This window comes from Xanthobacteraceae bacterium (assembly GCA_019454205.1).
Taxonomy (GTDB): Bacteria; Pseudomonadota; Alphaproteobacteria; order Rhizobiales; family Xanthobacteraceae.
Genome location: CP075369.1, coordinates 1,288,048 through 1,313,306, shown reverse-complemented (window position 1 = coordinate 1,313,306; position 25,259 = coordinate 1,288,048). Strand labels below are relative to the sequence as shown.

Annotated in this window: 24 protein-coding genes; 6 read left to right on the top strand and 18 right to left on the bottom strand. The window is 62.2% G+C overall.

The window, feature by feature from the left end; translation table 11 throughout:
* Positions 1-187 precede the first annotated feature (187 nt).
* From KF794_06460 to KF794_06410, 11 genes are all read right to left on the bottom strand, one after another.
* The gene (locus tag KF794_06460; protein ID QYK46311.1) at positions 188-865 is read right to left on the bottom strand and encodes a protein-L-isoaspartate(D-aspartate) O-methyltransferase; all 678 of its coding nucleotides are present in this window, start codon (positions 863-865) and stop codon (positions 188-190) included.
* Positions 866-888: 23 nt separating this feature from the next.
* Positions 889-1,668 carry a 5'/3'-nucleotidase SurE gene (gene surE, locus KF794_06455; protein QYK46310.1) on the bottom strand — a complete coding sequence of 260 codons (780 nt, stop codon included), beginning with the start codon at positions 1,666-1,668 and terminating at the stop codon, positions 889-891.
* 1 nt (position 1,669) lies between these two features.
* Positions 1,670-2,953, bottom strand: a complete 1,284-nt coding sequence (gene serS / locus KF794_06450) for a serine--tRNA ligase (GenBank protein ID QYK46309.1) — start codon at positions 2,951-2,953, stop codon at positions 1,670-1,672.
* 61 nt (positions 2,954-3,014) lie between these two features.
* Positions 3,015-3,851: a twin-arginine translocase subunit TatC gene (tatC, locus tag KF794_06445; protein ID QYK46308.1), complete on the bottom strand. Its 837-nt coding sequence runs from the start codon at positions 3,849-3,851 to the stop codon at positions 3,015-3,017.
* Positions 3,848-4,285 carry a Sec-independent protein translocase protein TatB gene (tatB, locus tag KF794_06440; GenBank protein ID QYK46307.1) on the bottom strand — a complete coding sequence of 146 codons (438 nt, stop codon included), beginning with the start codon at positions 4,283-4,285 and terminating at the stop codon, positions 3,848-3,850. Before tatB ends, tatC begins: the two co-directional genes overlap by 4 nt.
* Positions 4,286-4,340: 55 nt before the next feature.
* Positions 4,341-4,562 carry a twin-arginine translocase TatA/TatE family subunit gene (locus KF794_06435; protein ID QYK46306.1) on the bottom strand — a complete coding sequence of 74 codons (222 nt, stop codon included), beginning with the start codon at positions 4,560-4,562 and terminating at the stop codon, positions 4,341-4,343.
* A 66-nt stretch (positions 4,563-4,628) separates the two neighbouring features.
* A complete protein-coding gene (locus KF794_06430) occupies positions 4,629-5,714 on the bottom strand; it encodes an ABC transporter ATP-binding protein (protein ID QYK46305.1) in 1,086 nt (361 codons plus the stop codon).
* A gap of 36 nt (positions 5,715-5,750) precedes the next feature.
* The gene (gene scpB / locus KF794_06425) at positions 5,751-6,434 is read right to left on the bottom strand and encodes an SMC-Scp complex subunit ScpB (GenBank protein ID QYK46620.1); all 684 of its coding nucleotides are present in this window, start codon (positions 6,432-6,434) and stop codon (positions 5,751-5,753) included.
* Between the two features lie 5 nt (positions 6,435-6,439).
* The gene (locus KF794_06420) at positions 6,440-7,189 is read right to left on the bottom strand and encodes a segregation/condensation protein A (protein QYK46621.1); all 750 of its coding nucleotides are present in this window, start codon (positions 7,187-7,189) and stop codon (positions 6,440-6,442) included.
* Positions 7,190-7,264: 75 nt separating this feature from the next.
* A complete protein-coding gene (gene nagZ / locus KF794_06415) occupies positions 7,265-8,278 on the bottom strand; it encodes a beta-N-acetylhexosaminidase (GenBank protein QYK46304.1) in 1,014 nt (337 codons plus the stop codon).
* Positions 8,279-8,333: 55 nt separating this feature from the next.
* Entirely contained in the window at positions 8,334-9,929 is a 1,596-nt protein-coding gene (locus tag KF794_06410) for an SPOR domain-containing protein (GenBank protein QYK46303.1), read from the bottom strand.
* Between the two features lie 66 nt (positions 9,930-9,995).
* Here KF794_06410 and KF794_06405 point away from each other — a divergent pair, with 66 nt between their 5' ends.
* On the top strand, positions 9,996-10,169 hold the full coding sequence (locus tag KF794_06405; protein QYK46302.1) for a hypothetical protein: 174 nt from the start codon (positions 9,996-9,998) through the stop codon (positions 10,167-10,169).
* A gap of 87 nt (positions 10,170-10,256) precedes the next feature.
* Here KF794_06405 and KF794_06400 read toward each other — a convergent pair whose 3' ends face one another.
* Together KF794_06400 and KF794_06395 are read right to left on the bottom strand one after the other, a co-directional pair.
* Entirely contained in the window at positions 10,257-12,014 is a 1,758-nt protein-coding gene (locus KF794_06400) for an arginine--tRNA ligase (protein QYK46301.1), read from the bottom strand.
* Between the two features lie 39 nt (positions 12,015-12,053).
* Positions 12,054-13,352 carry a deoxyguanosinetriphosphate triphosphohydrolase gene (locus tag KF794_06395; GenBank protein QYK46300.1) on the bottom strand — a complete coding sequence of 433 codons (1,299 nt, stop codon included), beginning with the start codon at positions 13,350-13,352 and terminating at the stop codon, positions 12,054-12,056.
* Here KF794_06395 and erpA point away from each other — a divergent pair.
* The 4 genes from erpA (at position 13,351) to KF794_06375 (ending at position 17,812) form a co-directional block, all read left to right on the top strand.
* Complete coding sequence (erpA, locus tag KF794_06390; protein QYK46299.1) at positions 13,351-13,683, top strand: iron-sulfur cluster insertion protein ErpA; 333 nt, start codon at positions 13,351-13,353, stop codon at positions 13,681-13,683. The two genes, KF794_06395 and erpA, sit on opposite strands and share 2 nt — an antisense overlap.
* A gap of 19 nt (positions 13,684-13,702) precedes the next feature.
* Entirely contained in the window at positions 13,703-14,494 is a 792-nt protein-coding gene (gene xth, locus KF794_06385; GenBank protein ID QYK46298.1) for an exodeoxyribonuclease III, read from the top strand.
* A 106-nt stretch (positions 14,495-14,600) separates the two neighbouring features.
* On the top strand, positions 14,601-16,652 hold the full coding sequence (locus KF794_06380) for a TRAP transporter fused permease subunit (protein ID QYK46297.1): 2,052 nt from the start codon (positions 14,601-14,603) through the stop codon (positions 16,650-16,652).
* Positions 16,649-17,812 carry a TAXI family TRAP transporter solute-binding subunit gene (locus KF794_06375; protein ID QYK46296.1) on the top strand — a complete coding sequence of 388 codons (1,164 nt, stop codon included), beginning with the start codon at positions 16,649-16,651 and terminating at the stop codon, positions 17,810-17,812. The genes KF794_06380 and KF794_06375 overlap by 4 nt, the downstream gene beginning before the upstream one ends.
* 71 nt (positions 17,813-17,883) lie before the next feature.
* Here the strand turns inward: KF794_06375 and KF794_06370 are convergent, their stop codons facing one another.
* Complete coding sequence (locus KF794_06370; GenBank protein QYK46295.1) at positions 17,884-18,702, bottom strand: sel1 repeat family protein; 819 nt, start codon at positions 18,700-18,702, stop codon at positions 17,884-17,886.
* Positions 18,689-20,419, bottom strand: a complete 1,731-nt coding sequence (ilvD, locus tag KF794_06365; GenBank protein ID QYK46294.1) for a dihydroxy-acid dehydratase — start codon at positions 20,417-20,419, stop codon at positions 18,689-18,691. Before ilvD ends, KF794_06370 begins: the two co-directional genes overlap by 14 nt.
* Before the next feature lie 164 nt (positions 20,420-20,583).
* On the opposite strand from ilvD, the gene KF794_06360 reads away from it, so the two are divergent.
* Positions 20,584-21,195: a DNA-3-methyladenine glycosylase gene (locus tag KF794_06360; GenBank protein ID QYK46619.1), complete on the top strand. Its 612-nt coding sequence runs from the start codon at positions 20,584-20,586 to the stop codon at positions 21,193-21,195.
* Here KF794_06360 and KF794_06355 read toward each other — a convergent pair.
* From KF794_06355 to KF794_06345, 3 genes are all read right to left on the bottom strand, one after another.
* Positions 21,192-21,611, bottom strand: coding sequence for a nuclear transport factor 2 family protein (locus KF794_06355; GenBank protein ID QYK46293.1), 420 nt, complete (start codon positions 21,609-21,611; stop codon positions 21,192-21,194). The two genes, KF794_06360 and KF794_06355, sit on opposite strands and share 4 nt — an antisense overlap.
* A gap of 86 nt (positions 21,612-21,697) precedes the next feature.
* Positions 21,698-24,403, bottom strand: coding sequence for a valine--tRNA ligase (locus tag KF794_06350; protein QYK46292.1), 2,706 nt, complete (start codon positions 24,401-24,403; stop codon positions 21,698-21,700).
* 155 nt (positions 24,404-24,558) lie between these two features.
* Positions 24,559-25,167, bottom strand: a complete 609-nt coding sequence (locus tag KF794_06345) for a DUF2497 domain-containing protein (protein ID QYK46291.1) — start codon at positions 25,165-25,167, stop codon at positions 24,559-24,561.
* Between the last annotated feature and the right edge of the window lie 92 nt (positions 25,168-25,259).

Genomic DNA, 25,259 nt, shown 5'->3' with positions numbered 1-25,259 from the left:
GCCAACCGCGGCGACGGCAGCAAAACGGACGAGCGAAGCTCGCCTTACGCGCGACACAACAGAACGCATGTTCACTCACACAGGACGCAACAACACGCCTGACGATTACGCCGTTAAGCGTAAATGCCGACTTAAGAAAAACCGTACAGGGAAGAAATTTCGCTGCCGCTACCAGCGGTTAACCATGTCAGAGCGCGGCCGCAACGCCCGGCATCAGCGGCACGAAACGCACCGCCATCAGGTCTTCGGTGGCGATATTGCCGCCTTGTTTCGCGAACAGCCGCAGCATCTGCACGCCACCTTCGGGACCGACCGGCGCGATCAGCCGGCCACCTTCGGCCAACTGGTCGAACAGCGCCTTCGGCACTTCGGGCGCGGCGGCGGTGACGCAAATGCGGTCGAACGGAGCTTCATCGGGCACGCCAAGGGCGCCGTCGCCGATCCGCACCGAGACGTTTTTCAGGTTCAGCACGCGCAGCCGGGCGGACGCCAGATCCGCCAGCGTGCGAAAGCGCTCCACGGTGACGACAGATTTCGCCAGCATGCCGAGGATCGCGGCCTGATAGCCGGAGCCGGTGCCGATTTCGAGCACCCTGTGGGCAGGCTCGACGTCAAGGGCCTCGGTCATCGAAGCCACGACATAGGGCTGGCTGATGGTCTGGCCGCAATCAATTGGCAGCGCCTGATCGGCATAGGCGAGATGCGCCTGTGGCGCCTCGACGAAAATCTCGCGCGGCACCTGTTCGAGCGCGCGTAGTACCTTCACGTCGCGAATGCCCCGGCGCCGTAGCGACAGGAGAAACTCCATCCGCGCTTCGGCGTTCTTCCGCTCCAGTTCTGCTTCGCGCCGGTTCCGGTCCGCCATCGGATTCCGTTATTGAGGTTCGTCTAGGTTGTAAGTTTGCTCTCGTCGAACATCGCCGCGAGTTTGGTCATGAACGGCTTGTCGGTGAGATCGATCCGCAGCGGCGTCACCGAGATCATCTTGCGCTCGACGGCGGCAAGATCGCTGCCGTCGGCATAGGTGCGCTTGATGCGCTGGAAACCGATCCAGTAATACGGGAAACCGCGTCCGTCGTGGCGTTTATCGACCAGCAGGAGTTCCGCATCGCGGCGGCCCTGCGTCGTGATCGAAACGCCTTTGACATCCTCCGGCGCGCAATCGGGAAAGTTGATGTTGAGCAGTACGCCGGTCGGCAGGCCCTGCGCCAGAATCTTCCGGAGCAGGTCGGGCGCAAGCGTTTCAGCGGTGTCGTAGCTGAGCTTGTCGCGGGTGTTCGGGCCGTATGCCTGGCTCATCGCGATGGCCTGAATGCCAAGGATAGTGCCTTCCATCGCGCCCGCGACGGTGCCGGAATAGATCACGTCCTCGGCGAGGTTCTGCCCGCGATTGAGACCGGAGAGCACCAGATCGGGCCGCTTGTCGCCGAGCACATGGCGCACGCCCATGATGACGCAATCGGTCGGCGTGCCTTTCACGGCGAAGCGCTTTTCGTCGACCTTACGCAACCGCAGGGGGTCGCTCAGCGAGAGCGAATGCGATACGCCGGACTGGTCGAACTCCGGCGCGACCACCCAGACATCGTCCGAGAGTTTTTCCGCGATACGCACCAGCGCATCGAGGCCGGGCGAGTGGATGCCGTCGTCGTTGGTGACGAGAATACGCAAATCAGTTCGCCTTCGTGATCTTGGTGAGGCCGCCCATATAGGGGCGCAACGTCTCCGGAATTGTGACCGAGCCGTCCTCGTTCTGATAGTTTTCGAGGACCGCGATCAGCGCACGGCCCACGGCGACGCCGGAACCATTCAGCGTGTGAACGTAACGCGGGCTTTTTGCATCCTTCGCGCGGTAGCGCGCGTTCATGCGCCGCGCCTGGAAATCACCGCAGTTCGAACAGGAAGAAATCTCGCGATAGGTATTTTCGCCGGGTAGCCAGACCTCGATGTCGTAGGTCTTGGTCGAGGCAAAGCCCATGTCGCCGGTGCAGAGTGTCATCACGCGATAATGCAGGCCGAGCTTTTGCAGCACCTTTTCCGCCGACTGCAACATGCGCTCGTGTTCGGCGGCGCTTTGTTCCGGCGTCGTAATCGAAACCAGTTCGACCTTAATGAACTGGTGCTGGCGGATCATGCCCCGCGTGTCCTTGCCGGCAGCACCGGCTTCCGCGCGGAAACACGGCGTGCATGCGGTCATGCGCATCGGCAGCTTTGCTTCATCAGTGATGTCGCCGGAAGCAAGATTGGTGAGCGGCACTTCAGCGGTCGGGATGAGCCAGAAGTCTTCGCCGGCACGAAACTGATCCTCCCTGAACTTGGGAAGCTGTGCCGTACCGAACATGGCAGCATCTTTAACGAGCACCGGCGGATTCACTTCCATATAGCCGTGCTCGCCTGTGTGCGTGTCGAGGAATAGCTGCGCGAGCGCGCGCTCCAGCCGCGCCAGCGCGCCTTTCAGCACCACGAAACGCGCACCGGAAATCTTCGACGCGGCCTCGAAGTCCATCAGGCCGAGCGCTTCGCCGATCTCGAAATGCAGCTTCGGCTTGAATGCGATATTTGGGATCGCACCGTGGCGGCGATATTCGACATTGCCGTCGGCATCCTTGCCGTCCGGCACGTCGGCGGCCGGCAAGTTCGGGATCGAGGCAAGCACTTCATCGAGCTTCTTCTCGATTTCAGTCTGTTCGGCTTCCAGCTTCGGCATCTCATCCTTGATGGAGCCGACCTCGGCCATCAACTTCGACGCGCGCGCTTCGTCTTTCGCTTTCTTCGCTTCGCCGACTTCCTTGGAGACGGCGTTACGGCGCTCCTGCATGGTCTGGAGCTTGGCGATTACCGCGCGGCGCTGCTCATCGAGTGCCAGCACGGTTTTCGACTCGCCTGACAAACCGCGGCGCGCGAGCGCCTTGTCGAAAGCGTCCGGGTTGTCGCGAATCCATTTAATGTCATGCATGGCTTATTCTGCGTAACCCTATAAAATTACGCACCATTTTCTACTTAAAGTGAAACTTGAACTAGGCCGACGGCGTACTGGCCGGGGGAACCGTGAGGTCCGTGGACGGCTGCGCGGCATCATCAGCCGCTTGTGCCGCCGCCCGCTTCTTCTCCGCTGCCGCCACCAGCCAGATCGAGGCTTCGTAAAGCAGCAGAGTCGGCGCGGCAAGCGCAAGCTGTGAAATCACGTCGGGCGGCGTCAGAACTGCAGCGATCACGAACACTGCAACAATCGCATAGCGGCGCATCTGGCGCAGCCAGGCCGCAGTGACGATGCCGATGCGCGCCAGCAACGTGAGAATGACCGGCAACTGGAAGCAGATGCCGAAGGCGAAGATCAGCCCCATGATCAGCGACAGATATTCGGAAACGCGCGGGAGCAGCTTGATCTCCGGCCCGCTTCCCAACTGCTGCATGCCGATGAAGAAGCCCATCGCAAGCGGCATCGCAACGAAATAGACGAAGGCCGCGCCGAGCAGGAAGCAAAACGGTGTCGCAACCAGATACGGAAGGAAAGCGCCCTTCTCGTGCTTATAAAGTCCCGGCGCGACGAACATATAAATCTGCGTCGCGATCACGGGGAACGCGAGAAACGCCGCGCCGAAAATCGCGAGCTTGATCTGCGTGATCAGAAACTCCTGAGGCGCGGTGTAGATCAGCTCGATCTTCGCCCCCGCCCCGGCAGCAAGCTGATACGGAAACAGCAGGATGTTGTAGATATACTTCGCGCCGGCGAAGCAGATAATCAGCATCACGAAGAACGCCAGCAGCGACTTGATCAGCCGCGAGCGCAACTCGATCAGGTGCTCCATCAACGGCGCCTTGGAGGCGTCAATTTCGGTTTCTTCGGTGCTCATGCGCCGGTGCCTTGCTTCGGAGCCGGGTCGGCGGGAGCAATCGGCGCCGGATCGACGTTCGCGGTTTCCAACGGTGGCGGTGACGCGGGCGCGGCAGCGGGAGGAGTTTCGGCGGGTGTTGTGGCTGCTGTTTCGATCGAAGGCGGCGTTGCCGCGTCGAGCGTGCTCTGCACCTCGCTCGTGATCGACTGCAACGGATTCTGGATCGTGTTCTTCGCGTCGCTGGCGAGTTTCTCGGCCTGCGCTTTCAGATCCGCGACTTCAGCCTCGCGCATCGCCTCGTTGAATTGACCCTGAAACTCGGAGGCCATCGAGCGCAGCTTGCTCGTCATCTTGCCGAGCGCACGCAGCACTTTCGGCAAGTCCTTCGGCCCGATCACGACCAGCGCGACGATGCCGATGACGAGAAGCTCACCCCAACCGATGTCGAACATGGAACACTATCCGGCCGCTCGTCGCGATCCGCGCCCGGAACCGCGTCTCGCGGGATTAGACCTTCTGGTCGTCGGTGCGCCGGACGACCTGCGGATTCTGATCGATGGTCTTGGGGGGCGTATTCGTGGCCGCAGGCTCGTCGTCCTGCATGCCCTTCTTGAACGCCTTGATGCCCTTGGCCGCGTCGCCCATCAGCTCGGAAATCTTGCCGCGCCCGAACAGGAGCAACACGACGACCGCAACCACAAGCCAGTGCCAGATACTCAAACCACCCATGAATTCCTCCGCTGGCAGGCAGGCGAACCGCCCAAACCAGCCAATTTTCGTTTGCTTTGAACGAACCTAGGCCCTGGAAGGGGCGAAAACAAGAACTTCGGACGGGTCAATCTCGACCCTGACATCGTCTTCTTCGCCGCGGCTGCCCGTATCCCGCGACCTGACGGTCAGCGGTTGTTCCAGCCCTGCAACCGCGATCTCCAGAATATCCACCTCGCCCACAAAGCGGCGGCTGATAACCCGGCCTGGAACGCCCTGCGCAGCCGTTCCAAGGCGTATTCCCTGCGGACGGATACACACCACCGCCTCTCCCGCAGCGAGACCGGATGCGGCGAAATTACCGAGCGGCGTGTCCGCCCGCCCGTCCTTAACCATGCCCGCAATCTCGTTCATCTCGCAAAAGAAGCGCGCGGCAAACAGACTTCCGGGTTGCCGATATATCAACTGCGGATCGCCGGATTCGACGACCCTCCCCCGGTTCATCAGCGCGATGCGATCGCCCATGCGCATCGCTTCTTCCGGGTCGTGGGTCACGATCAGACAGGTCGCGCGCGCCTCGCGCAGAATGGCGAGCGTCTCGGTGCGCACCGCGTCGCGCAAACGGCTGTCGAGGCCGGAAAACGGTTCGTCCATCAGGATTACGGCCGGGCGCGGTGCGATTGCGCGCGCAAGCGCGACACGTTGCTGTTCGCCGCCGGAAAGCATGTGCGGATATTGCGCCCCGCGATCGCCAAGGCCGACGCGTTCCAGCGCAACCTGCGCCTGCCGCTCCGATTCCGCGCGCGTGAAGCCGCGCAGACCGAAACGCACGTTCTCTGCGTTCGTCATATGCGGGAACAGCGCGTAGTCCTGAAACATCAGGCCGATGCCGCGTTTTTCCGGCGGAAGAAATACGGAAGGTCCGGCAATCTCCTTGCCGTCGAGCAGTACCCTGCCCGCACTCGGCTGTTCGAGACCGGCTGCAAGACGAAGCAGCGTGGTCTTTCCGCAACCCGAAGGCCCCACTAGGCTGATGACCTCGGCCGGCTCCACGGCAAGCGTCACGCCACGAACGGATTCCTTTCCGTCATAAGCATGATGCACATCGTCGAACGCGATATGCGCGGCAATGGAAACCGGCGCGGGAGAACGGGACGCTACGGATTGGGCCATGAGGCCGCAAGCTAGCAGGAAATGGCGCTTGCCGCGTCAGGCGCTCCGCGGCGTATCGCCCGGATCGAGTTCCGGCTCGTCGCCGTCTTCCAGCGGATCTTCGTCGTCGCGAAGCGCGGAAACATCGCTCGGCACCGGCACGCTGAACCCGGCGGGCAGACGGTCGTCGAGGAACCCGGCACCCTTCAGTTCGTCGAGGCCCGGCAGGTCGTCGATGCGGTCGAGGCCGAAGTGGATCAGGAACGCTTCCGTGGTGCCATAGGTGACGGGACGGCCCGGAGCCTTGCGACGGCCGCGCAGCCGCACCCAGCCGGTTTCGATCAGCACGTCGAGCGTGCCCTTCGAGATGGTCACGCCGCGGATTTCCTCGATCTCGGCGCGGGTCACCGGCTGGTGATACGCGACGATGGCGAGCGTCTCGATTGCGGCGCGCGAGAGCTTGCGCGGCGGCGGCGCATCACGCGCGATGCGGTGACCGAGATCGGTCGCGGTGCGCAGCGCCCACTTGCCCGCGACACGAACGAGATTCACGCCGCGCGGCGCGTAATGCTCTGAGAGCTTGTCGAGCGCCGCGGTAAGGTCGGTGCCTTCCGGCAGGCGCGCAGCCAACGTCTTTTCGTCCACTGGCTCGGCGGCGGAAAACAGGATCGCTTCCAGCGTACGCTGGACCTCGTCGGTTTCCGGTTCGGTGCCGACGATGGTGAACGATTTTTTGCGCAACGCCGTCACTGACTATTCTCCACTACCAACTGCGGCTTCGGCCCTTCCCGGCGTTTCAGCCAGATGGGTGCGAAAGCTTCTTTCTGTTGAATTTCGGCCGCGCCTTCTTTCACCAGTTCCAGCGACGAAGCGAAGCTGGAGGCAAAAACGGTGGCGCGCATTCCGGGTTCGACGAGGTATTCGATCAGGAAGGAGTCGAGCCGCGTCCAGTCTTGCGCCTTGCCGATGAAGCGTTCAAGCACGTCGCGCGCTTCCTTCAACGACCAGACGACACGCTGCTTCACGGTGTGATGCGAGAGCGCAGCCTTTTGGCGCTGGAGCGCATAAGCCGTGAGCAGGTCGTAGATCGTCGCCGTATATTGTTGCGGCTGCAGCGGCGCATTTTCTTCCGGCATGCCGCGCGCGAAAAACTCCTGCCCAAGCTTGTCGCGCGTCATTAGCGACGCACCGGCACGGCGAATTGCTTCGAGATGCTGCAAGCGCGCGGCGAGATCGGCCGCAAGATCGGCGGCGGAGGGTTCTTCGGGGCCAGCCGGTTCGGGCAGCAGAAGGCGCGATTTCAGATAAGCGAGCCAAGCCGCCATCACGAGATAATCGGCGGCGACTTCGATGCGCAGCTCGCGCGCCTGATGAATGAAGGCGAGATACTGCTCGGCGAGTGCGAGCACGGAAATCTTGGCGAGATCCACCTTCTGCGTGCGCGCAAGCGCGAGCAGCAGGTCGAGTGGACCTTCGAAGCCCGCGACATCGACCATCAGCGCCGGTTCATGCGAAGCGCGCTCGGCCTCGGGAAGTTCAAAATCGCCTGGTTCCACGTTCCTGATTCCGTCTCAAGCGGTTCCGATCATAGCGGAAAAGCGCTGCCAGGCATCGGCGGTATCGAAAGGTTCCAAAGGTTCTTTGATCCTGTCCAAGGCTTTCTCGGCGCGGGCTAGCGCCTTGCCCTGCAACGGCGGCGAAGACGAGGCGACATCAATCGCCTCCAGCATGTCGCCGTTGCAATGAAGCGCCATGTCGCAACCGGCCGCAAATGCAGACAACGTCCGGTCCACCATCGAGCCGCTCAGCGCCTTCATCGAAAGATCGTCGGTCATGACGAGACCGTCGAACCCGATATGGCCACGGATGACCTTGTCCATGACCGTAGGGGATAACGTCGCGGGCAACTGGCCGTCGTAGGCCTCGTAGACGACGTGTGCCGTCATCGCGAGCGGCAGATCAGAGAGCAGCCGGAACGCCTCGAAGTCGGTTTGCTCCAGTTCTCTTCGTGTAGCGGTAACGCGCGGCAACTCCAGATGGCTGTCGGCCAGCGCGCGGCCGTGGCCGGGAATGTGTTTCACCACCGGCAGCACCCCGCCCGCGATCAAGCCGTCCGCCGCCGCGCGGGCCAGCGCAGCGACTGTTTGCGGGTCGCTGCCATAGGCGCGGTCGCCGATGATGTCGTGGGCACCTGCGTGGCGAAGATCGGCTACCGGCAGGCAGTCCACGTTGATGCCGAGCTTCCTGAGGTCGTGGGCAATCAGTTTTGCTCCAAGGCCCACGCCGGTTTCCGTCGCGCCGCTCTGCGCCGTCGCGCTTACCAGTTCGGCGGCGGCTGGGTATTTCGGCCAGTGCGGTGGACCGAGACGCTGTACGCGGCCGCCTTCTTGATCGATCAGCACCGGCGCATCGGCGCGGTCGGCCAGTTCGCGGAAGCTAACTACCAATTCCGCGACCTGCGCGGGGTTTTGAATGTTTCGCTTGAAGAGAATCAATCCCCAAGGGCAACGTCTTGAAAATACGACCTTTTCCTCCTCAAGGAGAGAGGTGCCGGCGCATCCCGAAATGTAGGCGTAAGCGGTCATGCGCGCTTGTGCGCGGCACCCGCTCCAAGGTCAAGAAACGCAGGAAAGGAAGCTGTTAGTTACGGGTCTGGACGATGCAGCCCGCGCCAGCGGTCTTGAGGTTCTGGCAAAGGGCATTGGCCTGATCGCGCTGCATCGGGCCGACCATGGCGCGATAGAACGTGCCGCGGTCGCCGAGATCGACCTTGCGGATGTCGGCATTGCGGTTGCCGAAAATACCCGCGTGCTGGGTCTTGAGGGTCGCCCAAGCCGTCTGCGCCTCTTCCAGCGTCTTGTGGGAAGCGACCTGCACAACATAGTTGCCGCCGGTCGAGACGTTCGGTGTCGGGTTCACATTCGCCGTCACCAGCGGACGATTAGGGTTCGTCTGCGAGCGCGGACCGGGCGCCGGTGCGGGCTGTTCCTGCTGCTCCAGCGAATTCTGGTTCGCATTCAGCGGCAGCGGGCCGTTGTTGGCGGGCGGCTGGTTATTCTGGACGACCGAGCCATCCGGACGAACGGTGACGGTGCGCACGCGGCGCGGCTCGTTGCTCGGCGGCGTGGTCTGGGTCTGCGGAGCCGGCGGCGCTACCTGCTGCGTCGGCGGCGGCTGGAAGCCCGGAATATTACGCTTCGGCTGCTGCGCCGGAGGCTGGATCGTCTGCTGTTGCGGCTGGGTCGGCGCGAAACCAAGGGGCTGTTGGTTGTTCTGAGTCAGGTCGGCCGGAGTCTCCTCACGGGAGATGATCTGCTCAGGCTGCGTGACGATGCGATCCTGAATCGTCTTGTTGTTCGGATTGACCGTCGTCTGCTTCGTCGGATCGATCTTGTCCGGAGCATCGGTGCGGCTCACGACCGGCGGCTTAGCCGGTGCGTTGAAGATCGTGCGATAGGCAAACCAGCCGGCCACGCCGGCGACGATCATGCAGATTGTCACAATGGCGAGGAAGAGCCAAAGACCCGTACGGCGCGGACGCTCCTCGTCCGCATACACGTCGTCGGCATGCTCATCGAGATAGCCGTCGCCCGTGTATTCGGGATCGTAGTCCTGCTCGTAATCCTGTTCGTAGTTGTCGCGGCGGTCGCGATAAGCCGGAGCCTGACGGGAGCGGCCGTAGCGGGCCTCCTCGTCCATACGCTCGCTACCCCGGCGCGCCGAGCGCGGCAGTTCCTCGCCATAGCCGTCGTCGCGGGCGCGGCGGTCTGCATAAGGGTCGCGGGCATGGAAATCGTCGCGCGGAGCGTGGGCCGGCTGGCGCGGTTCCTGACGAACGTCGCGGTCGCGGCCATTCCGGGGTGCAGGAGCGTAATCGTAGTCGTCGTCTGTCGCGCGGGCGCGAGCCGCAGGACGCTGCGGCTGGGCGTACTCGTCGCGGTCGTTGCGAAGGGCGGGTTCGCGGCGGGCATCGCGATAGGCTCGATCGCCTTGCAGATCGCGGCTGTCCTGAAGGTCGCGGGTATCGCGCGCAGGCGCGCGCATTTGCGGCTGTACCGGCGGCTGAGCGCCTCGTACCGGCTGCATCGCGCGGGGGTCGTCGTTGCGCGCCTCTAGCGGGCGGCGGGGCGCAGGCACGGGTTCGCGCTGGAGATCGCGGCCATTGCTATAGCCAGTGTTCGAACCGTTGAGGCCATTGGCAGCCGCCGGACGCGCGGCAGGCTGCGGAGGCGTCATACGAGGATCACGGGCCGGAGCTGGCGACGGAGCCGCCGTCATACGGCTGTCGCGAGGCGGGGCGCTATGATGCGCGCCATTGCCGTTCGTGGCCGGTCGCCGCTGCTGCTGGCCGAATTCTGCGAATGGGTCTTCCTGGCCAATCAGCCGGGCCAGTTCGGCAAGCGGATCTTCTCCACGGCGCGCACGCGCAGCCCCAGCCGCAGGCTGCGGCGAAAGCTGCCCATAGCTCTGGGATGACCTGTACCTGGTCTCTTCCGCCATTCTCTCCCGATCACTCACAAGGGTCCGCGCAACTGCCATAGTACCACTCCGCGCGGAGGGCCGTTAACGCATTTCTTCGGCCGCTCTGACACCAAGGATGGCCAAACCGGACGCCAGAACACTCACAATCCCTTGGATCAGGCTCAGGCGGGCCACGGTCAACCTAGGGTTATCTTCGATAATGAAGCGTAAATGTGGCGCGTCTTTCCCCCTGTTCCAGTGGGAATGGAGATCGCTCGCCAGTTCGTGAAGGTAGAAGGCGACCCGGTGCGGTTCGTGGACGTCCGCAGCCGATTCCACGAGGCGCGGCCACTGGGCCAGCTTCTTCAGCAGCCCTAGTTCTCCACTGTCATCGAGGAGTTCCAGCGCGGAACTCGCCAGCCCGGCCGGAGAAAGATACTGGTCCCGAATCGCGGCCGCTCCGTTCCGGAGCACCGAGCGGCCCCGTGCGTGAGCGTATTGGACGTAGAACACCGGGTTCTCGCGCGACTGCTCGATCACCTTCGCCAGATCGAAGTCGAGCTGGGCGTCGTTTTTCCGGAACAGCATCATGAAACGGACCGGCTCGACGCCAACCTCGTTCACGACCTCGCGCAGCGTGACGAAATCGCCTGCGCGCTTCGACATTTTCACCGGCTCGCCGTCGCGCAGCAGGCGAACGAGCTGGCAAAGCTTCACGTCGAGCACGGCCCTGCCCCCGCCCAGCGCCTTTACTGCCGCGTTCATGCGCTTGACGTAGCCGCCATGGTCCGCGCCCCAGACGTCGATCAGGGTCTTGAAGCCGCGTTCGATCTTGTCGCGGTGATAGGCCATGTCAGCGGCGAAGTAGGTGTAGCTGCCATCCGATTTTTTCAGCGGACGGTCCACGTCGTCGCCGAAAGCCGTAGCGCGGAATAGCGTCTGCTCGCGATCCTCGTAGTCCTCCACCGGCGCGCCTTTCGGCGGCGGGAGACGTCCTTCATAGATGTGGCCTGCCTTGCGCAGCGTTTCGATGGTTTCCGCGACCTTGTCGGTGCCGGAGGTCAGCGATCGCTCGGAGAAAAAATACTCGTGGCGGATTTCGATGGCCGCAAGGTCTTCGCGGATCATGTCCATCATGCCGTCGATGGCGGTCTGGCGGACAAGCGGCAGCCATTCGCTTTCCAGCTTCTGCAAAAGTGCGCGGCCATGCTTCTCGGCCAGCGCCCTGCCCACCGGGATCAGGTAATCGCCGGGATATATCCCTTCCGGAATCTCGCCAATGTCTTCACCGAGCGCCTCGCGATAGCGCAGGAACGCGGAGCGCGCGAGCACATCGACCTGCGCGCCCGCATCGTTGATGTAATACTCGCGCGTGACCGAGTAGCCCGCGAAAGCCAGCAGGTTCGCGAGCGCATCGCCGAATACCGCGCCGCGGCCGTGGCCTACATGCATCGGCCCGGTGGGGTTCGCGGAAACGTATTCGACGTTGACCTTCTCGCCCTTGCCCAGTTCGCTACGGCCGAATTTCTCGCCGCCGCGCAGTGCCGCGCGAAGCACGTCGAACCAGGCCGCATTGTCGAGCGCGAGGTTGATGAAACCCGGACCGGCCACATCGGCTTTCACCACGCCTTGGGTCGTACGCAGCTTCGCCACCAGCGCATCCGCCAGTTCGCGGGGCTTTTTGCCTGCGTCCTTGGCAAGCACCATCGCGGCATTGGTCGCGAGGTCGCCGTGGGAAGGGTCTTTCGGCGGCTCGACGACCACGCGGCCGTAGTCGAGGCCGGGGTTGAGCGCGCCATCCTTCACTAGCGCGTCGAGCGCCGCATGGACATGGCCGAGATAGATCGAAAAAACGTTCATCGTGAAGCGCTTGGGAGAAAGTATCGAAGGCCGCGGGAGCTAACGCAGTTCCGGAGTCGAGTCAAAATAGCGGGCATGTTCTTCCAGCGCGAAGCGGTCGGTCATGCCTGCGATGAAATCGGCGATGGCGCGGGCGCGCACCGTCTCGCTCATTCCCGACTGCGGCAGCCAGCCGTCCGGCAGATCGCCCGGCGACTTCCAGTAATGGGCAAACAGCGTGCGCACGATGGCCTCGGCGTCGGTCATGATCTTCATGACCCGTTCCTCGCGATACATGCGCGGCGTGAGGAACGCCTTGATCGCGCGGTCGGCCTCCGCGCCCCGCGCGGAAAATGCCACCATGGCTTCGCGCGCATTGCGGATATCCTCAACCGAATGAGGCTTGAGGCGGTCTATGCGCGCTTGCGTTTCTACGATGACGTCGTCGATCAGCGCGGCAATCAGGCGGCGGATGACCTCGCCCGCCTGCCGCTCGCTTCCCGCTTCCGGATAGCGCCGGATTACTTCCTCGTACTTCTCGCCGACCAGCGGTAGCCGCGCGAGATCGCCGAGCGTGAACAGTTCCGCGCGCAGCGCATCGTCGAGATCGTGGGCGTCATAGGCAATGTCGTCGGCAATCGCCGCGACCTGCGCTTCGGCGCTCGCAAACGTCCAGTATTCCAAATCCCACTCAGCACGCTGTTCGGCGAAGGCCGCAGGCAGGCCATCTTCCGAATAACGGCCGATGCCGGCGCCGTCTTCGTCGCTGAGCGGCCCGTTGTGTTTTGCGATGCCTTCCAGCGTTTCCCACGTCAGGTTCAGGCCGTCGAACGACGCATACCGGCGCTCCAGCTTCGTCACCACGCGCAGGCTCTGCGCATTGTGGTCGAAGCCGCCGAAGTCTTTCAGGCAGGCATCGAGCGCCCGCTCGCCCGCATGGCCGAATGGCGGATGGCCGAGATCGTGGGACAGCGCCAACGCTTCCGCGAGGTCCTCGTCCAGCGCGAGCGTGCGCGCCAGCGCGCGGGCGATCTGGCTCACCTCCAGCGTATGCGTAAGGCGGGTGCGGAAATGGTCACCCTCGTGGGAGACGAAGACCTGGGTCTTGTGCTTGAGGCGCCGGAAGGCAGTGGAATGGATCAGCCGGTCGCAGTCGCGGCGAAAGTCGCTGCGGGCGGGACTCGGCTCTTCCGGGAACAGCCGCCCGCGCGAGCGCGCAGGGTCCGCCGCCCAGGGCGCGCGGGGTGTAAGTGCCGCTACCGTCACGATGTTTTGCCCCGAATTGACTTCGCCGCCGGCTCGCCTACCTATAGAGCCTAACGCCTTGGTATATCGCGAAAAACGAGCGCGGACAGCCATGAATGCCATTCCGGTCGAAGTGACAGAGAGCGCCGTGAAGAAAATCGCCAGCATACTCGGCGGCGAGGCGCAGCCGTCGGTACTGCGCGTCAGTGTCGAAGGCGGCGGCTGCTCCGGCTTTCAATACAAGTTCGACATCCAGCGCGCGGCCGAAGCCGAAGACCTCGTCATTGCCCGCGATGGCGCGACCGTGGTGATCGATCCCGTATCGCTGCAATATCTCAGCGGCTCGCGGATCGACTATGCCGACGAATTGATCGGCGCCGCGTTCAAGATCGACAATCCGAACGCGACCGCGTCCTGCGGCTGCGGCACCAGCTTCGCTCTCTGACTTTTCTTAAAGGCGCGCAATGCTCATCGCGACGTGGAACGTCAATTCCGTCCGCTCGCGGGTAGGTGCCCTCACCGCATGGCTCAAAGAACGCGATCCGGATGTCGTCTGCCTACAGGAACTGAAGTGTCAGGACGACCAGTTTCCACGCGAGGAAGTCGAAGCGCTCGGTTACAACGTCGCGGTTCACGGACAGAAAACCTATAACGGCGTTGCAATCCTCTCGAAGCACCCGATTGACGAAGCGAAGCCGAGACTTCCCGGCGACGACAAGGACGACCACTCCCGCTACATCGAAGCCGTGATCTCCACCAAGGACGGCGTGGTGCGCGTCGCCTCGATCTATCTGCCGAACGGCAATCCAGCCGGCACCGAAAAGTTCGCTTACAAGCTGGTGTGGATGGATCGCCTCACCCGCCATGCGCGCGAATTGCTCGCGCTGGAAGAGCCACTGGTGCTGGCTGGCGACTTCAACATCATTCCCACCACCGCCGACGCCGAGTTTCCGGAGAAATGGACCGGAGATGCATTGTTCCAGCCGGAGTCGCGCGGCAAATTCCGCGAACTGCTCTCGCTCGGTTTCACGGACGCCTTGCGCGCAACGACCGACGCGAAAGACCACTACACTTTCTGGGATTATCAGGCAGGTGCGTTCCAGAAGAACAACGGTATCCGCATCGATCACCTGCTGCTCTCGCCGCGCGCAGCCGACCGCCTCGCCTCCGTCGGCATCGACAAGAAAGTCCGCGCCGCGGACAAGCCTTCCGATCACGTACCAATCTATGCCGATCTTCGCATCGCAATACGATAACCTCTACCGCACAGCGAAACCGGCGATTTAATTCTTGTAGAGCCAATCGCACGCCCACAAGATGCACCCACGCGGCCGCCAGAAGCCGCAACGGGAGCAGAGGGTGATGGAGCGCAAAAGTGCGGGTGAGCCGCACGCAGGCAGCGCTGCGCCGGCCATGATGCCGGACGAAATTGCAGGACGTGAAACAACGGGCCTTGCGCGATACATCCTGATCGCGGCATCGCTCATTGCACCGCTGCTCGCGATGAACCAGTTACTGAACATCAAGTTTGGCGCGCAGTTACTCAACCAGTATTTCGGTCTCCATATTCCAGAAATAACGCTGATCGACAGCCGTTATCTTTTCTTGCTCGCTGCTTCGCTGTTTCCATTTGTTTTCATCGTGATCCCGATGCGTCCGCAAGCCGTGAAGGGCAACGTGCCCTGGTACGACTGGCTTATCGCACTGGCTTCCCTTGCAATTCTGCTCTGGTTTGCGTGGAACGCGGAACGGGGACTGAGCGAAGGCTGGGAATATAACTCCCCGCTCATCGCGAAAGTCCTCGCCGCGATCCTCTGCGTGATGGCACTCGAAGCACTGCGGCGCACCAGCGGCTTGCCGATGACCCTCATTGTCGGCGTACTCGCGCTCTATCCGGTATTTGCGCAGCTTGCACCAAGTCCGTTCAAGGGTATCGCACACCCGCTCACGGACACCCTCGCCTTTCATGTCGTGAGTTCGGAATCGCTGTTCGGGATTCCCATGAAAGCCTTTGCCGAGATCGTCGTCGGCTTCATCGTGTTCGGACTCGCGCTGAACTACACGGGCGGCGGAAAATTCTTCAACGATCTTGCTTTCGCGCTCGTCGGCCGCATGCGCGGTGGCGCGGCGCAGGTCGGGATCATCTCGAGCGGATTGCAAGGCTCGATTTCCGGGAGCGTGATTTCAAATGTCATCAGTTCGGGTGTTGTCACCATCCCGGCGATGAAGCGTACTGGCTTCCGCGCGGATTATGCGGGTGCGGTGGAGGCCGTCGCCTCGACTGGCGCAGTGCTGATGCCGCCCGTGATGGGATCGACCGCCTTCGTGATGGCGTCGTTCCTCGGCAAGAACTACGGCGAGATCGCATTAGCCGCGACCGTACCTGCCTTGCTGTTCTACATCGCTCTGGTGGTGCAGGTGGACGCCTACTCCGCAAGGCTAGGCCTGCGCGGCATGAAATCCAGCGAACTGCCACGGCTCGGCGAAGTGATGAAGGAAGGCTGGTTCTACATTCCGGTCTTCGCGCTCCTGATATTCCTTCTCGTCTGGCTACAGGAAGAAGCGCTCGCGCCGTTCTATGCAACCGCGCTGCTTGTCCTCATCAATCAGTTGCTGCCAAAGCACCGGATGTCCTGGGCACAACTCGGAGATTTCGCCGTCGCGGTCGCGCGCGGTCTGGCAGAACTGGTCGCGATCCTGATGGCGGTCGGCTTCATCATCGGCGCGTTGTCGATGACGGGTCTCGCGGGAACGCTCGCGAACGATCTCGTCTATCTCGCCGGCGGAGCGCCGCTGATCCTGCTGATCATGGGCGCAATCACCAGCTTCATCTTCGGCATGGGGATGACCGTCACCGCCTGCTACATCTTCCTTGCGATCGTGCTTGCGCCGCCGCTGGTGAAGGCGGGCCTCGATCCGCTCGCGGTGCATCTGTTCATCATGTACTGGGGCATGGTGTCGTTCATCACGCCGCCGGTCGCGCTTGCAACCTTCGCAGCAGCACCACTTGCAGGCGTATCCGCTATGCGGATCGGGCTGCAATCCATCCGTCTCGGCACCGCGATCTATCTGGTACCGTTCTGTTTCGTTTTGAACCCTGCGTTGCTGTTCAAGGGCGACGCGCAGACGGTCACGATCTCCATCGTTGCTGCTTTTGCGGGCCTGATCGTTATGGCCGCCGCGCTGCAAGGCTATGTCGCAGGCATCGGGCTGATCCCGCGAACCGTAGCGGGCTGGCTCGCGCGCCTTTCTCTCATTGCCGGAGGTTTATTGTTCGCCGCCCCTGTGCCGTGGCTGACAGGACTGCCTTTCTCGCAGAACCTCGCCATAGCAGCCATGCTGACCGCAGCCGGACTCATCGTTCTCTACTTGATCGTCACAAGAAAAACCGAAGCAGGGAGAATAACGTCATGAAGAAAAGTACGATCTTCGCCGCAACCGCTTTGACTGCGGTGCTTCTGCTGCCCGCGGCCTCGCAAACGGGTGGCGTGAAGTTGCCCGAAACGCTGACATGGACCGCTTACGACGTCGGCTCCGGCGGCTACAATCAGGCAGTCGCCATCGGCAATGCGCTGAAAAACAAGTACGGCGTCAGCCTGCGCGTGCTTCCCGGCAAGAACGACGTCTCGCGCACTATTCCGCTGCGCGACGGCAAGGTGCCTTTCTCCGCGAACGGCGTCGGCGGCAGCTACATGGCGCAGGAAGGATTTTACGAGTTCGGTTCGAAGGACTGGGGACCGCAGCCGGTGCGCGCCATCCTGTTGAACAATTCGGACGCGCTCCTCACCATCGTCACGGCGAAGGACGCCAACATCAAAACAATGGCGGACCTCAAGGGAAAACGCGTCGCGTGGGTCGTGGGTTCGCCCTCGCTCAACCAGAACATCACCGCGCTGCTCGCCTCCGCCGGACTGACGTGGAACGACGTGAAGCGCGTCGAATTCGGTGGCTTCGGCGCGGCGATGGACGGCATTATCGCCAATCAGGTCGATGCAGCCTTCGCGTCCACTATTTCAGGGCAGGCCTTCAAGATTGCGGCTTCACCGCGCGGCATTCAATACCCGATCGTGCCGCATGGCGATAAAGCCGCGTGGGAAAGATTGAAGAAGATCGCTCCGTTCTACGTGCCGCAGTGGGGCGCGGAAGGCGCGGACCTCTCGAAAGAAAAGAGAGTCGAAGGCGCGACCTACCCCTATCCCGTGCTGATGAGCATGGCCACCGTCGATGCCGACACGGTCTACAACATGACGCGAGCGATGGTTGAAACTTTCGACGACTACAAGGACGGTGCGCCGGGTAACGTCGGCTGGGACATCAAGCGGCAGATTTTCAACTGGGCGATCCCGTTCCATGATGGCGCCATCCGCTACTTCAAGGAAGCGAAGCTCTGGACCGACGAACACCAGAAGCAGAACGATGCGCTGGTCGCGCGGCAGAAGGTGCTCTCCGATGCGTGGAAGGCCTATACCGCCAAGGCACCTTCCGATGAGAAGGAATTCGCAACCGGCTGGCAGAAAGCCCGCGCCGATGCGCTGAAGAAAGCCAATCTGGAGGTCGTGCTGGAAAGCTGGTAAGCGCGGCTTCCGCTAAGAAAAAGAAACGCGGCGTTCAAAACGCCGCGTTTTTTCTTTGCATCAGACCCGGATCAGCGCGAGGAACGGAGATACTGCTCAAGGAAATTGCGCGCGACGATCTGATCGTCTTCGCTGGTTTCCTTCAGCGCATCGCGATAGGCCTGCTCGATCCATTCGTCACTGCCCGCAGCGCCGTCGCGTGCCAGCGTCAGCCACATCAGACCGCGCGCGGCCTGCCTCGGCAACACTTCGCCTGCAATCAACATCTGACCGAGCAGCGCCTGTGCCTGGTGCTGACCCTTGTTCGCAGCCGAATAGAGCCACCGCGCCGCGACCCGCGGCTCCTTCTGTACGCCGACGCCATCGAGATACAGGCGCGCAAGATGATACTGGCCATCGGCATCGCCGTAATAGGTCGCCGCATAGCGGAAGAATTGCGCAGCACGGCGGGAGTCGCGATGCACTTCGGTATTGGCGATCCCTTCAAGATGATAATTGCCGAGCGCAACGAACGCATTGGCAACAAAGCGTGCTTCCGGAACGAACGGCGACGTATCGGACGCCTTCGACGCTACCTTGCTGAAATAGATATACGCCTTGTACGGATCGGCTTTCACGCCGTCGCCATCGGCATAGATGCGGCCGAGCTTCCACTGCGCGCCGGCATGACCGTGTTCGGCAGCGTATTGCAGAGACGTAATCGCCTTCTTGCGGTCGCCCGCAAGGTAAGCCTGCGTACCGCTACGAAACGCGTCGATGATCGACATCGGCTGCGTGCGCGGTCCCGCCTGCGGCGTCGGCTTCTCAGGGTCGAGCGCAATCGCGCTGCCCGCGCAGGCCATGACCAGCGCGGCAGCGGCAGTGATGCGTGCGGCCTCAAATATCCGCATAGGATTTATCCTCGGCCTTGCCGCCGGGATGGGTGATCGCGCCGTTGAGCGCATTGCCTACCTGCTGCGCGTACTTCCAGAGGTAGCCGGACTTCGCGGTGTTCTCGCGCGGCTTCCATGCCTTCTTGCGTTCGGCAAGTTCGGCGTCGCTCAATTTGACATTGAGCACGCCTTCTTCCGCGTCGAGTTCGATGATGTCGCCATCCTTCAGCAGACCGATGGGACCGCCCACCGCCGCTTCCGGGCCGACATGGCCGACGCAGAAACCGCGCGTCGCGCCGGAAAAGCGTCCGTCGGTGATGAGCGCAACCTTGCCGCCCATGCCCTGCCCGTAGAGCGCCGCCGTGGTCGCGAGCATCTCGCGCATGCCGGGGCCACCCTTCGGACCTTCGTAACGGATGACGAGAACGTCGCCTTCCTTGTAGGTGCGGTTCTTCACCGCGTCGAAGCAGGCTTCCTCGCCGTCGAACACCCGCGCCGGACCGGTGAACTTCAGCATGGATTTTTCCATGCCCGCGATCTTCACGATCGCGCCTTCCGGTGCGAGGTTGCCCTTCAGGCCAACGACGCCACCCGTAACGGTGATCGGCTTGTTCGCGGGGCGCACCACGTCCTGATCGGCGTTCCACTTCACGTTCTTCAGGTTTTCCGCGATGGTGCGGCCCGTGACGGTGATGCAATCGCCGTGCAGGTAGCCGTGATCTAGCATCGTCTTCATGATCAGCGGGATGCCGCCGACCTCGAACACGTCTTTCGCGACGTATTTTCCGCCCGGCTTCAGGTCGGCGATGTACGGCGTCTTCTTCATGATCTCGGCAACGTCGAACAGGTCGAACTTGATGCCGCACTCGTGCGCGATAGCGGGAAGATGCAGCGCGCCGTTGGTCGAACCGCCGGTAGCTGCGACGACGGCCGCCGCATTCTCCAGCGCCTTGCGCGTGACGATGTCACGCGGGCGGAGCCGCATCGCGAGCAGTTCCATGATCTTCTCGCCGGCGGCGGTGCAGAACTTGTCGCGGATTTCATAGGGTGCCGGGGCGCCTGCCGAGTACGGTAGCGCGAGGCCGATGGCTTCGGAAACGGTCGCCATCGTGTTCGCGGTGAACTGCGCGCCGCATGCGCCAGCGGACGGACAGGCAACCTGTTCGATCTCGTCGAGGTCGTCGTCCGACATCGCGCCGACCGAGTGCTTGCCGACCGCTTCGAACATATCCTGCACGGTGACGGTCTGGCCGCGGAAATTACCCGGCAGAATCGAACCGCCATAGATGAAGATCGACGGCACGTTGAGACGGCACATCGCCATCATCATGCCGGGCAGCGACTTGTCGCAGCCGGCCAGGCCGATCAGCGCGTCATAGGAATGGCCGCGTATGGTGAGTTCAACTGTGTCCGCGATCGCTTCGCGCGAAGGCAGCGATGCGCGCATGCCGGCATGGCCCATGGCAATGCCGTCGGTCACGGTAATGGTGCAGAATTCGCGCGGCGTACCGCCTGCGGCGGCGACGCCCTTCTTCGCGGCCTGCGCCTGACGCATCAGCGCGATGTTGCAAGGTGCGGCTTCGTTCCAGCACGAAGCGACGCCAACGAACGGCTGGTGGATCTGGTGCTTGGTCAGACCCATTGCGTAGTAATAGGAACGGTGCGGCGCGCGCTCCGGACCCTCCGTCACATAACGGCTCGGCAGCTTGGATTTATCGAACGTCTTGGCGTCCATTGACTTCTGGCCTTCGACCGCACCCCGCAGCCGGACTGGCTGCACCCCCCACGGGCGGCTCTTGATCAGACCGAAATCGGTGCCGTTTATGGCACCTTCACGGCGTGGACTGGCTCCACTGCAGCATCCGTGACGATACGATAAAGGTGTGGCCAAACAGCCACATAAGATTTGACGGCCTTCGGGCGGGAAACAGGCGAAGCGTGGGCAAAGGTAAGCCGTTAACCACCACATTCTTCTCGCGCAGCGTTCACCACGTTGCGCCGGAGTTGATAGGCGCGACTCTGCTGGTCGGCGGAATCGGCGGAAAGATCGTCGAGGTGGAGGCTTACCATCACACCGATCCGGCAGCGCATTCGTTTGGCGGCAAGACAGAGCGAAATGCGACGATGTTCGGCCCACCCGGCCACGCTTATGTCTACCTCTCCTATGGCATGCACTGGTGCCTCAACTTCGTCTGCGAGGCAGAAGGCTCGGCCAGCGGAATCCTGATCCGCGCGCTGGAGCCGACCGAAGGTTTGGCGGCCATGCGGCGCAGAAGGCACCTGAAAGACGAGCGTCTGCTATGCGCCGGACCGGGACGGCTCGGTCAGGCGCTGGGAATCTCGCGTGCCAAGCATAACGGCGCGCGCCTGGATCGCGCCCCGTTTCAAGTGCTCGCACGACAAGAGGTGCCGGAGATCGTCACCGGGCCGCGGATCGGCATTTCAAAGGCGGCGGATTTCCCGTGGCGCTACGGGATGAAGGGGTCGCGATTCCTGAGCAAGAAGTTTTAATTCTGCAGCGCGTCGCGCATCTGCGCGGTGTCGAAGTACTCATAGTATTCGATCAGCTTGCCGTTCGCGAAACGAAACGAGTTCGCGATCGGAGTCCATATCGTCTTTCCGGTCTTGCGCGCTTTCCAACTGCAACGGCCAAGACAGACGACGCGATCGCCCTGCGCTACATAATGCTCGATGCGAAATTCGATCATCTCCCAGTCACGTGCCAGACCGGAAAAATATTCGCCAAGTTTTTCCTTGCTATCGTAGACGGTCATGTAAGGCGTCGCCTTGACGCTCTGACCGATTGAACCGAACTCGAGTTCGTCCGCGCAAATCGACATCCAAGAGTCCACGCTCGCGCCTTTGGTTTCATGCCAAAGACGGTACGCTTCCTTCAGGATCGCGATATTTCGCGCTTCCTCGGACATCCCCACCTCCGAGTCGAGGAAAACCTAGCAGATGCGCTGTCACGAAACCACTTTACCGTCCGGTTTCCGACATAACTTTCGAGGGATTACGCAGCACCTTTGAGACGCTCAAGCGCTTCGAGAATTTTCGTCTTGCGCTCCTCGGCTTCGCGGCGCCGTTCTTTCTCCAGTTCGAGGATTTCCTCCGGCGCACGCGCGACGAAGTCCTTGTTTTCGAGCTTTTTGTCGACACGCTGGATGTCTGCATCGCATTTTGCGATCTCTTTTTCGAGACGCGCGCGTTCTGCGGCGAGATCGACGACACCCGCCAATGGCAGGGCAGCAACTTCACCGCGTACGAGCAACTGCACCGAACCCTTTGGCGGGGCATCCGCAAATGTGATTTCTGACAGGCGCGCGAGGCGCTTCAGCGCTTCCATCCAGCGCTCGGCGCGCGCTTTCGTTTCAGCACCGGCGACCAATTGCAACGGTATCTGCGTGCCGCCAGCGATATTCATTTCCATCCGAACAGAACGAATGGCGGTAATCAGGTCCACGACCCAGCCGATTTCGTTCTCAGCTTTTGCATCTTCAAGGCCGGAGAGGCTCGGCCATCCGGCCAGCGCCAGCATGGATTTCCGCGGTGCCCCCTCCTCGCCTTTCACACGCCAGAGTTCTTCGGTGATGAAAGGCATGAAGGGGTGCAGGAGCTTGATGATCTCGTCGAGCACGAAGGCTGCGGTCGCCTGCGTTTCGGCTTTCGCCGCGCCGTCCGCGCCGGTGAGCAACGGCTTCGAGAGTTCGACGTACCAGTCGCAGAAGATCGACCAGACGAAACGATAAGCCGCGCCGGCCGCTTCGTTGAACTTGTAGGCTTCGATGGCCTCGGTGACTTCTCGCACCGCCTTCTCGGCTTCGCCGAGAATCCACTTATTCAGCGTTTCCTTGGCGGACTTCGGATCGAACGAGTCCATGCGCTTCGCGCCATTCATCTCGGCGAAGCGCGCGGCGTTCCAGATCTTGGTTGCGAAGTTGCGATACCCCTCGACGCGCGAGGTCGCGAGCTTGATGTCACGGCCCTGCGCCGCCATCGCGGCCAGCGTGAAGCGCAGCGCATCCGCGCCGTACTGGTCGATGAGTTCGAGGGGGTCCATGACATTCCCCTTCGACTTCGACATCTTCGCGCCCTTCTCGTCGCGGACGAGCGCGTGGATGTAAACGTCCTTGAACGGCACTTCTTTCATAAAGTGCAGTCCCATCATCATCATGCGGGCGACCCAGAAGAAGATGATGTCGAAACCCGTGACGAGCACGGTGGTCGGATAGAAGCGCGAAAGTTCGGGCGTCTTATCGGGCCAGCCGAGCGTCGAGAACGGCCAGAGCGCGGACGAGAACCAGGTGTCGAGCACGTCCTCGTCGCGCGTCAACGTTTCGTCCTTGCCGTAATGCTTTTTCGCTTCGGCTTTCGCCTCATCTTCGCTCACAGCCACGAAGACTTTTCCGTCCGGTCCGTACCACGCCGGAATCTGGTGACCCCACCAGAGCTGGCGCGAGATGCACCACGGCTGGATGTTCTCCAGCCAATCGAAGTAGGTCTTTTCCCAGTTCTTCGGAACGAAAGTGGTGCGTCCGTCGCGGACCGCTCGCAGCGGCTCCTGCGCCATGGTCTTGGCGTCGACGTACCACTGATCGGTCAGATACGGCTCGATCACGACGTTCGAGCGGTCGCCGTGCGGCACCATGTGCACGTTAGGCTCAATCTTCACCATCAGTTCGCGCGCTTCCAGCATCTCGATGATGGCCTTGCGCGCCTTGAACCGATCCGCGCCGTCGAGCGCGAGCACTTCATTCAGATCCGCACCGTCCGCGCCCTGCATGAAGTCTTCGTTGCCCTTCAACGCGAGCTTCGCTTCGGTCGTGAAAATGTTGATGAGCGGCAGGTTGTGGCGCTTGCCGACCTCGAAGTCGTTGAAGTCATGTGCCGGCGTGATCTTCACCGCGCCCGAACCTTTCTCGGGATCGGAATATTCGTCGGCGACAATCGGAATCCTGCGGCCGACCAGCGGCAGGATCACGTTCTTGCCGACCAGCTTCCTGTAGCGCTCGTCATCCGGATGCACCGCGACCGCGGTATCACCGAGCATCGTCTCCGGCCGCGTCGTCGCGACCACGATGAACTCATCCGAGCCTTCGATCGGATACTTGATATGCCAGAGATTGCCCTTGACCTCGATCTGCTGCACTTCGAGATCGGAAATCGCGGTCAGCAATTTCGGGTCCCAGTTCACAAGGCGCTTGTCCTTGTAAATCAGGCCCGCGCGATAAAGCTCCACGAAAACTTTAAGAACCGCGCGCGAAAGTCCCTCATCCATCGTGAAGCGTTCGCGCCGCCAGTCGCAGCTCGCCCCGAGACGCTTCAGTTGGTTGACGATGGTGCCGCCGGACTCCGCTTTCCATTCCCAGACGCGCTTGAGAAACGCGTCGCGGCCCATCTCGCGGCGACCCGGCTGCTGGCGCTCCATGAGCTGCCGCTCGACCACCATCTGCGTCGCAATGCCCGCGTGGTCCGTACCCGGCTGCCAGAGCACGTCGCGGCCGCGCATGCGCTCGAAGCGCGCAAGAATGTCCTGCAAGGTGTTGTTCAGCGCGTGACCCATGTGGAGCGAACCGGTCACGTTCGGCGGCGGGATCACGATGGAATACGGCGCCGCATCCTTGCGCTCCGCGCGCATGCAATCGAACGCGCCGGTGTCTTCCCATGCGCGATAGATGCGGTCTTCGATTTCGGCAGGCTGGTAGGTCTTTTCCAACATGATGCTTCCGGCGCCGCCGGTTCGGGCAGTCCCGGACCGGAGATTGATCTGGCCATACCGAGACCCGGCATGGCCGACGCGCCTGACAACGCCGGCGCGGGTGCGCCTAAGAACCCAAGCGCGGCGGCAGTGTCAACGGAGCGTGAAAACGGCGCTTACGAGCGGCCGCGGGAAACCCGTTCGATTTCAGCGCGGACCATGCGCTCGACAAGACCCGGCAGGTTGTCGTCCAGCCACGCCTTCAGCATCGGGCGAAGCATCTCGCGGACCAGATCTTCAAGCGTGCGCGAATTTTCCGAGAGGATGGTCGTCGCAAGCGAGCCGAAGGCCGAGGTCACGGCTGCATTCGTTTCCGGCGACAGGAGCACTTCAGGCGGATTTTGCGGCTCAGGCGCGGCAGCCGGGTAGTTCAGCGGCGGCAAATCTTCTTCTTCCTCGCGAAACATCACATCATTCGCGGGCACTTGCCGGAAACCTGCGGGCGGTTGCGGCTGCGGCGGCGGGACCGGATCGGTGAGATCCAGCACATCGTCAGAAGCCTGATCGGCCAGCATCGCATCGATGTCCTGCTGGCTCATGCTTTGCTGTTTCGGCGGCATGGGCGGCGGAGGTGGCGGCACCTGACCCACAACGGGAGCAGGCTGCGGCGCAGGCTGTTGCTGCGCGGCGGCTTTCGCCTCCGGTGAATCGTCGGCAATGATCCGGCGGATGGAGGCAAGGATTTCCTCCATCGACGGTTCCTGCACTCTGGCACTTTGTGACATCGACTTGCCGCCGTCCCGCCGCTGTTCTTCGGGCTGCAATCCATTGACGGCGCGGAGAGAATCACCCCGGCCACCATTTGCAATATGCCACC

Excerpts from the sequence above, each read along its gene's own strand:
- KF794_06460 (QYK46311.1), bottom strand. The coding sequence starts at position 865 with ATGGCGGACCGGAACCGGCGCGAAGCAGAACTGGAGCGGAAGAACGCC.
- serS (QYK46309.1), bottom strand. The coding sequence starts at position 2,953 with ATGCATGACATTAAATGGATTCGCGACAACCCGGACGCTTTCGACAAG.
- tatC (QYK46308.1), bottom strand. The coding sequence starts at position 3,851 with ATGAGCACCGAAGAAACCGAAATTGACGCCTCCAAGGCGCCGTTGATG.
- tatB (QYK46307.1), bottom strand. The coding sequence starts at position 4,285 with ATGTTCGACATCGGTTGGGGTGAGCTTCTCGTCATCGGCATCGTCGCG.
- KF794_06435 (QYK46306.1), bottom strand. The coding sequence starts at position 4,562 with ATGGGTGGTTTGAGTATCTGGCACTGGCTTGTGGTTGCGGTCGTCGTG.
- KF794_06430 (QYK46305.1), bottom strand. The coding sequence starts at position 5,714 with ATGGCCCAATCCGTAGCGTCCCGTTCTCCCGCGCCGGTTTCCATTGCC.
- KF794_06420 (QYK46621.1), bottom strand. The coding sequence starts at position 7,189 with ATGGTCGATGTCGCGGGCTTCGAAGGTCCACTCGACCTGCTGCTCGCG.
- nagZ (QYK46304.1), bottom strand. The coding sequence starts at position 8,278 with ATGACCGCTTACGCCTACATTTCGGGATGCGCCGGCACCTCTCTCCTT.
- KF794_06410 (QYK46303.1), bottom strand. The coding sequence starts at position 9,929 with ATGACGCCTCCGCAGCCTGCCGCGCGTCCGGCGGCTGCCAATGGCCTC.
- KF794_06405 (QYK46302.1), top strand. The coding sequence starts at position 9,996 with ATGATGCGCGCCATTGCCGTTCGTGGCCGGTCGCCGCTGCTGCTGGCC.
- KF794_06400 (QYK46301.1), bottom strand. The coding sequence starts at position 12,014 with ATGAACGTTTTTTCGATCTATCTCGGCCATGTCCATGCGGCGCTCGAC.
- erpA (QYK46299.1), top strand. The coding sequence starts at position 13,351 with ATGAATGCCATTCCGGTCGAAGTGACAGAGAGCGCCGTGAAGAAAATC.
- KF794_06395 (QYK46300.1), bottom strand. The coding sequence starts at position 13,352 with ATGGCTGTCCGCGCTCGTTTTTCGCGATATACCAAGGCGTTAGGCTCT.
- xth (QYK46298.1), top strand. The coding sequence starts at position 13,703 with ATGCTCATCGCGACGTGGAACGTCAATTCCGTCCGCTCGCGGGTAGGT.
- KF794_06380 (QYK46297.1), top strand. The coding sequence starts at position 14,601 with ATGGAGCGCAAAAGTGCGGGTGAGCCGCACGCAGGCAGCGCTGCGCCG.
- KF794_06375 (QYK46296.1), top strand. The coding sequence starts at position 16,649 with ATGAAGAAAAGTACGATCTTCGCCGCAACCGCTTTGACTGCGGTGCTT.
- KF794_06370 (QYK46295.1), bottom strand. The coding sequence starts at position 18,702 with ATGCGGATATTTGAGGCCGCACGCATCACTGCCGCTGCCGCGCTGGTC.
- ilvD (QYK46294.1), bottom strand. The coding sequence starts at position 20,419 with ATGGACGCCAAGACGTTCGATAAATCCAAGCTGCCGAGCCGTTATGTG.
- KF794_06355 (QYK46293.1), bottom strand. The coding sequence starts at position 21,611 with ATGTCCGAGGAAGCGCGAAATATCGCGATCCTGAAGGAAGCGTACCGT.
- KF794_06350 (QYK46292.1), bottom strand. The coding sequence starts at position 24,403 with ATGTTGGAAAAGACCTACCAGCCTGCCGAAATCGAAGACCGCATCTAT.
- KF794_06345 (QYK46291.1), bottom strand. The coding sequence starts at position 25,167 with ATGTCACAAAGTGCCAGAGTGCAGGAACCGTCGATGGAGGAAATCCTT.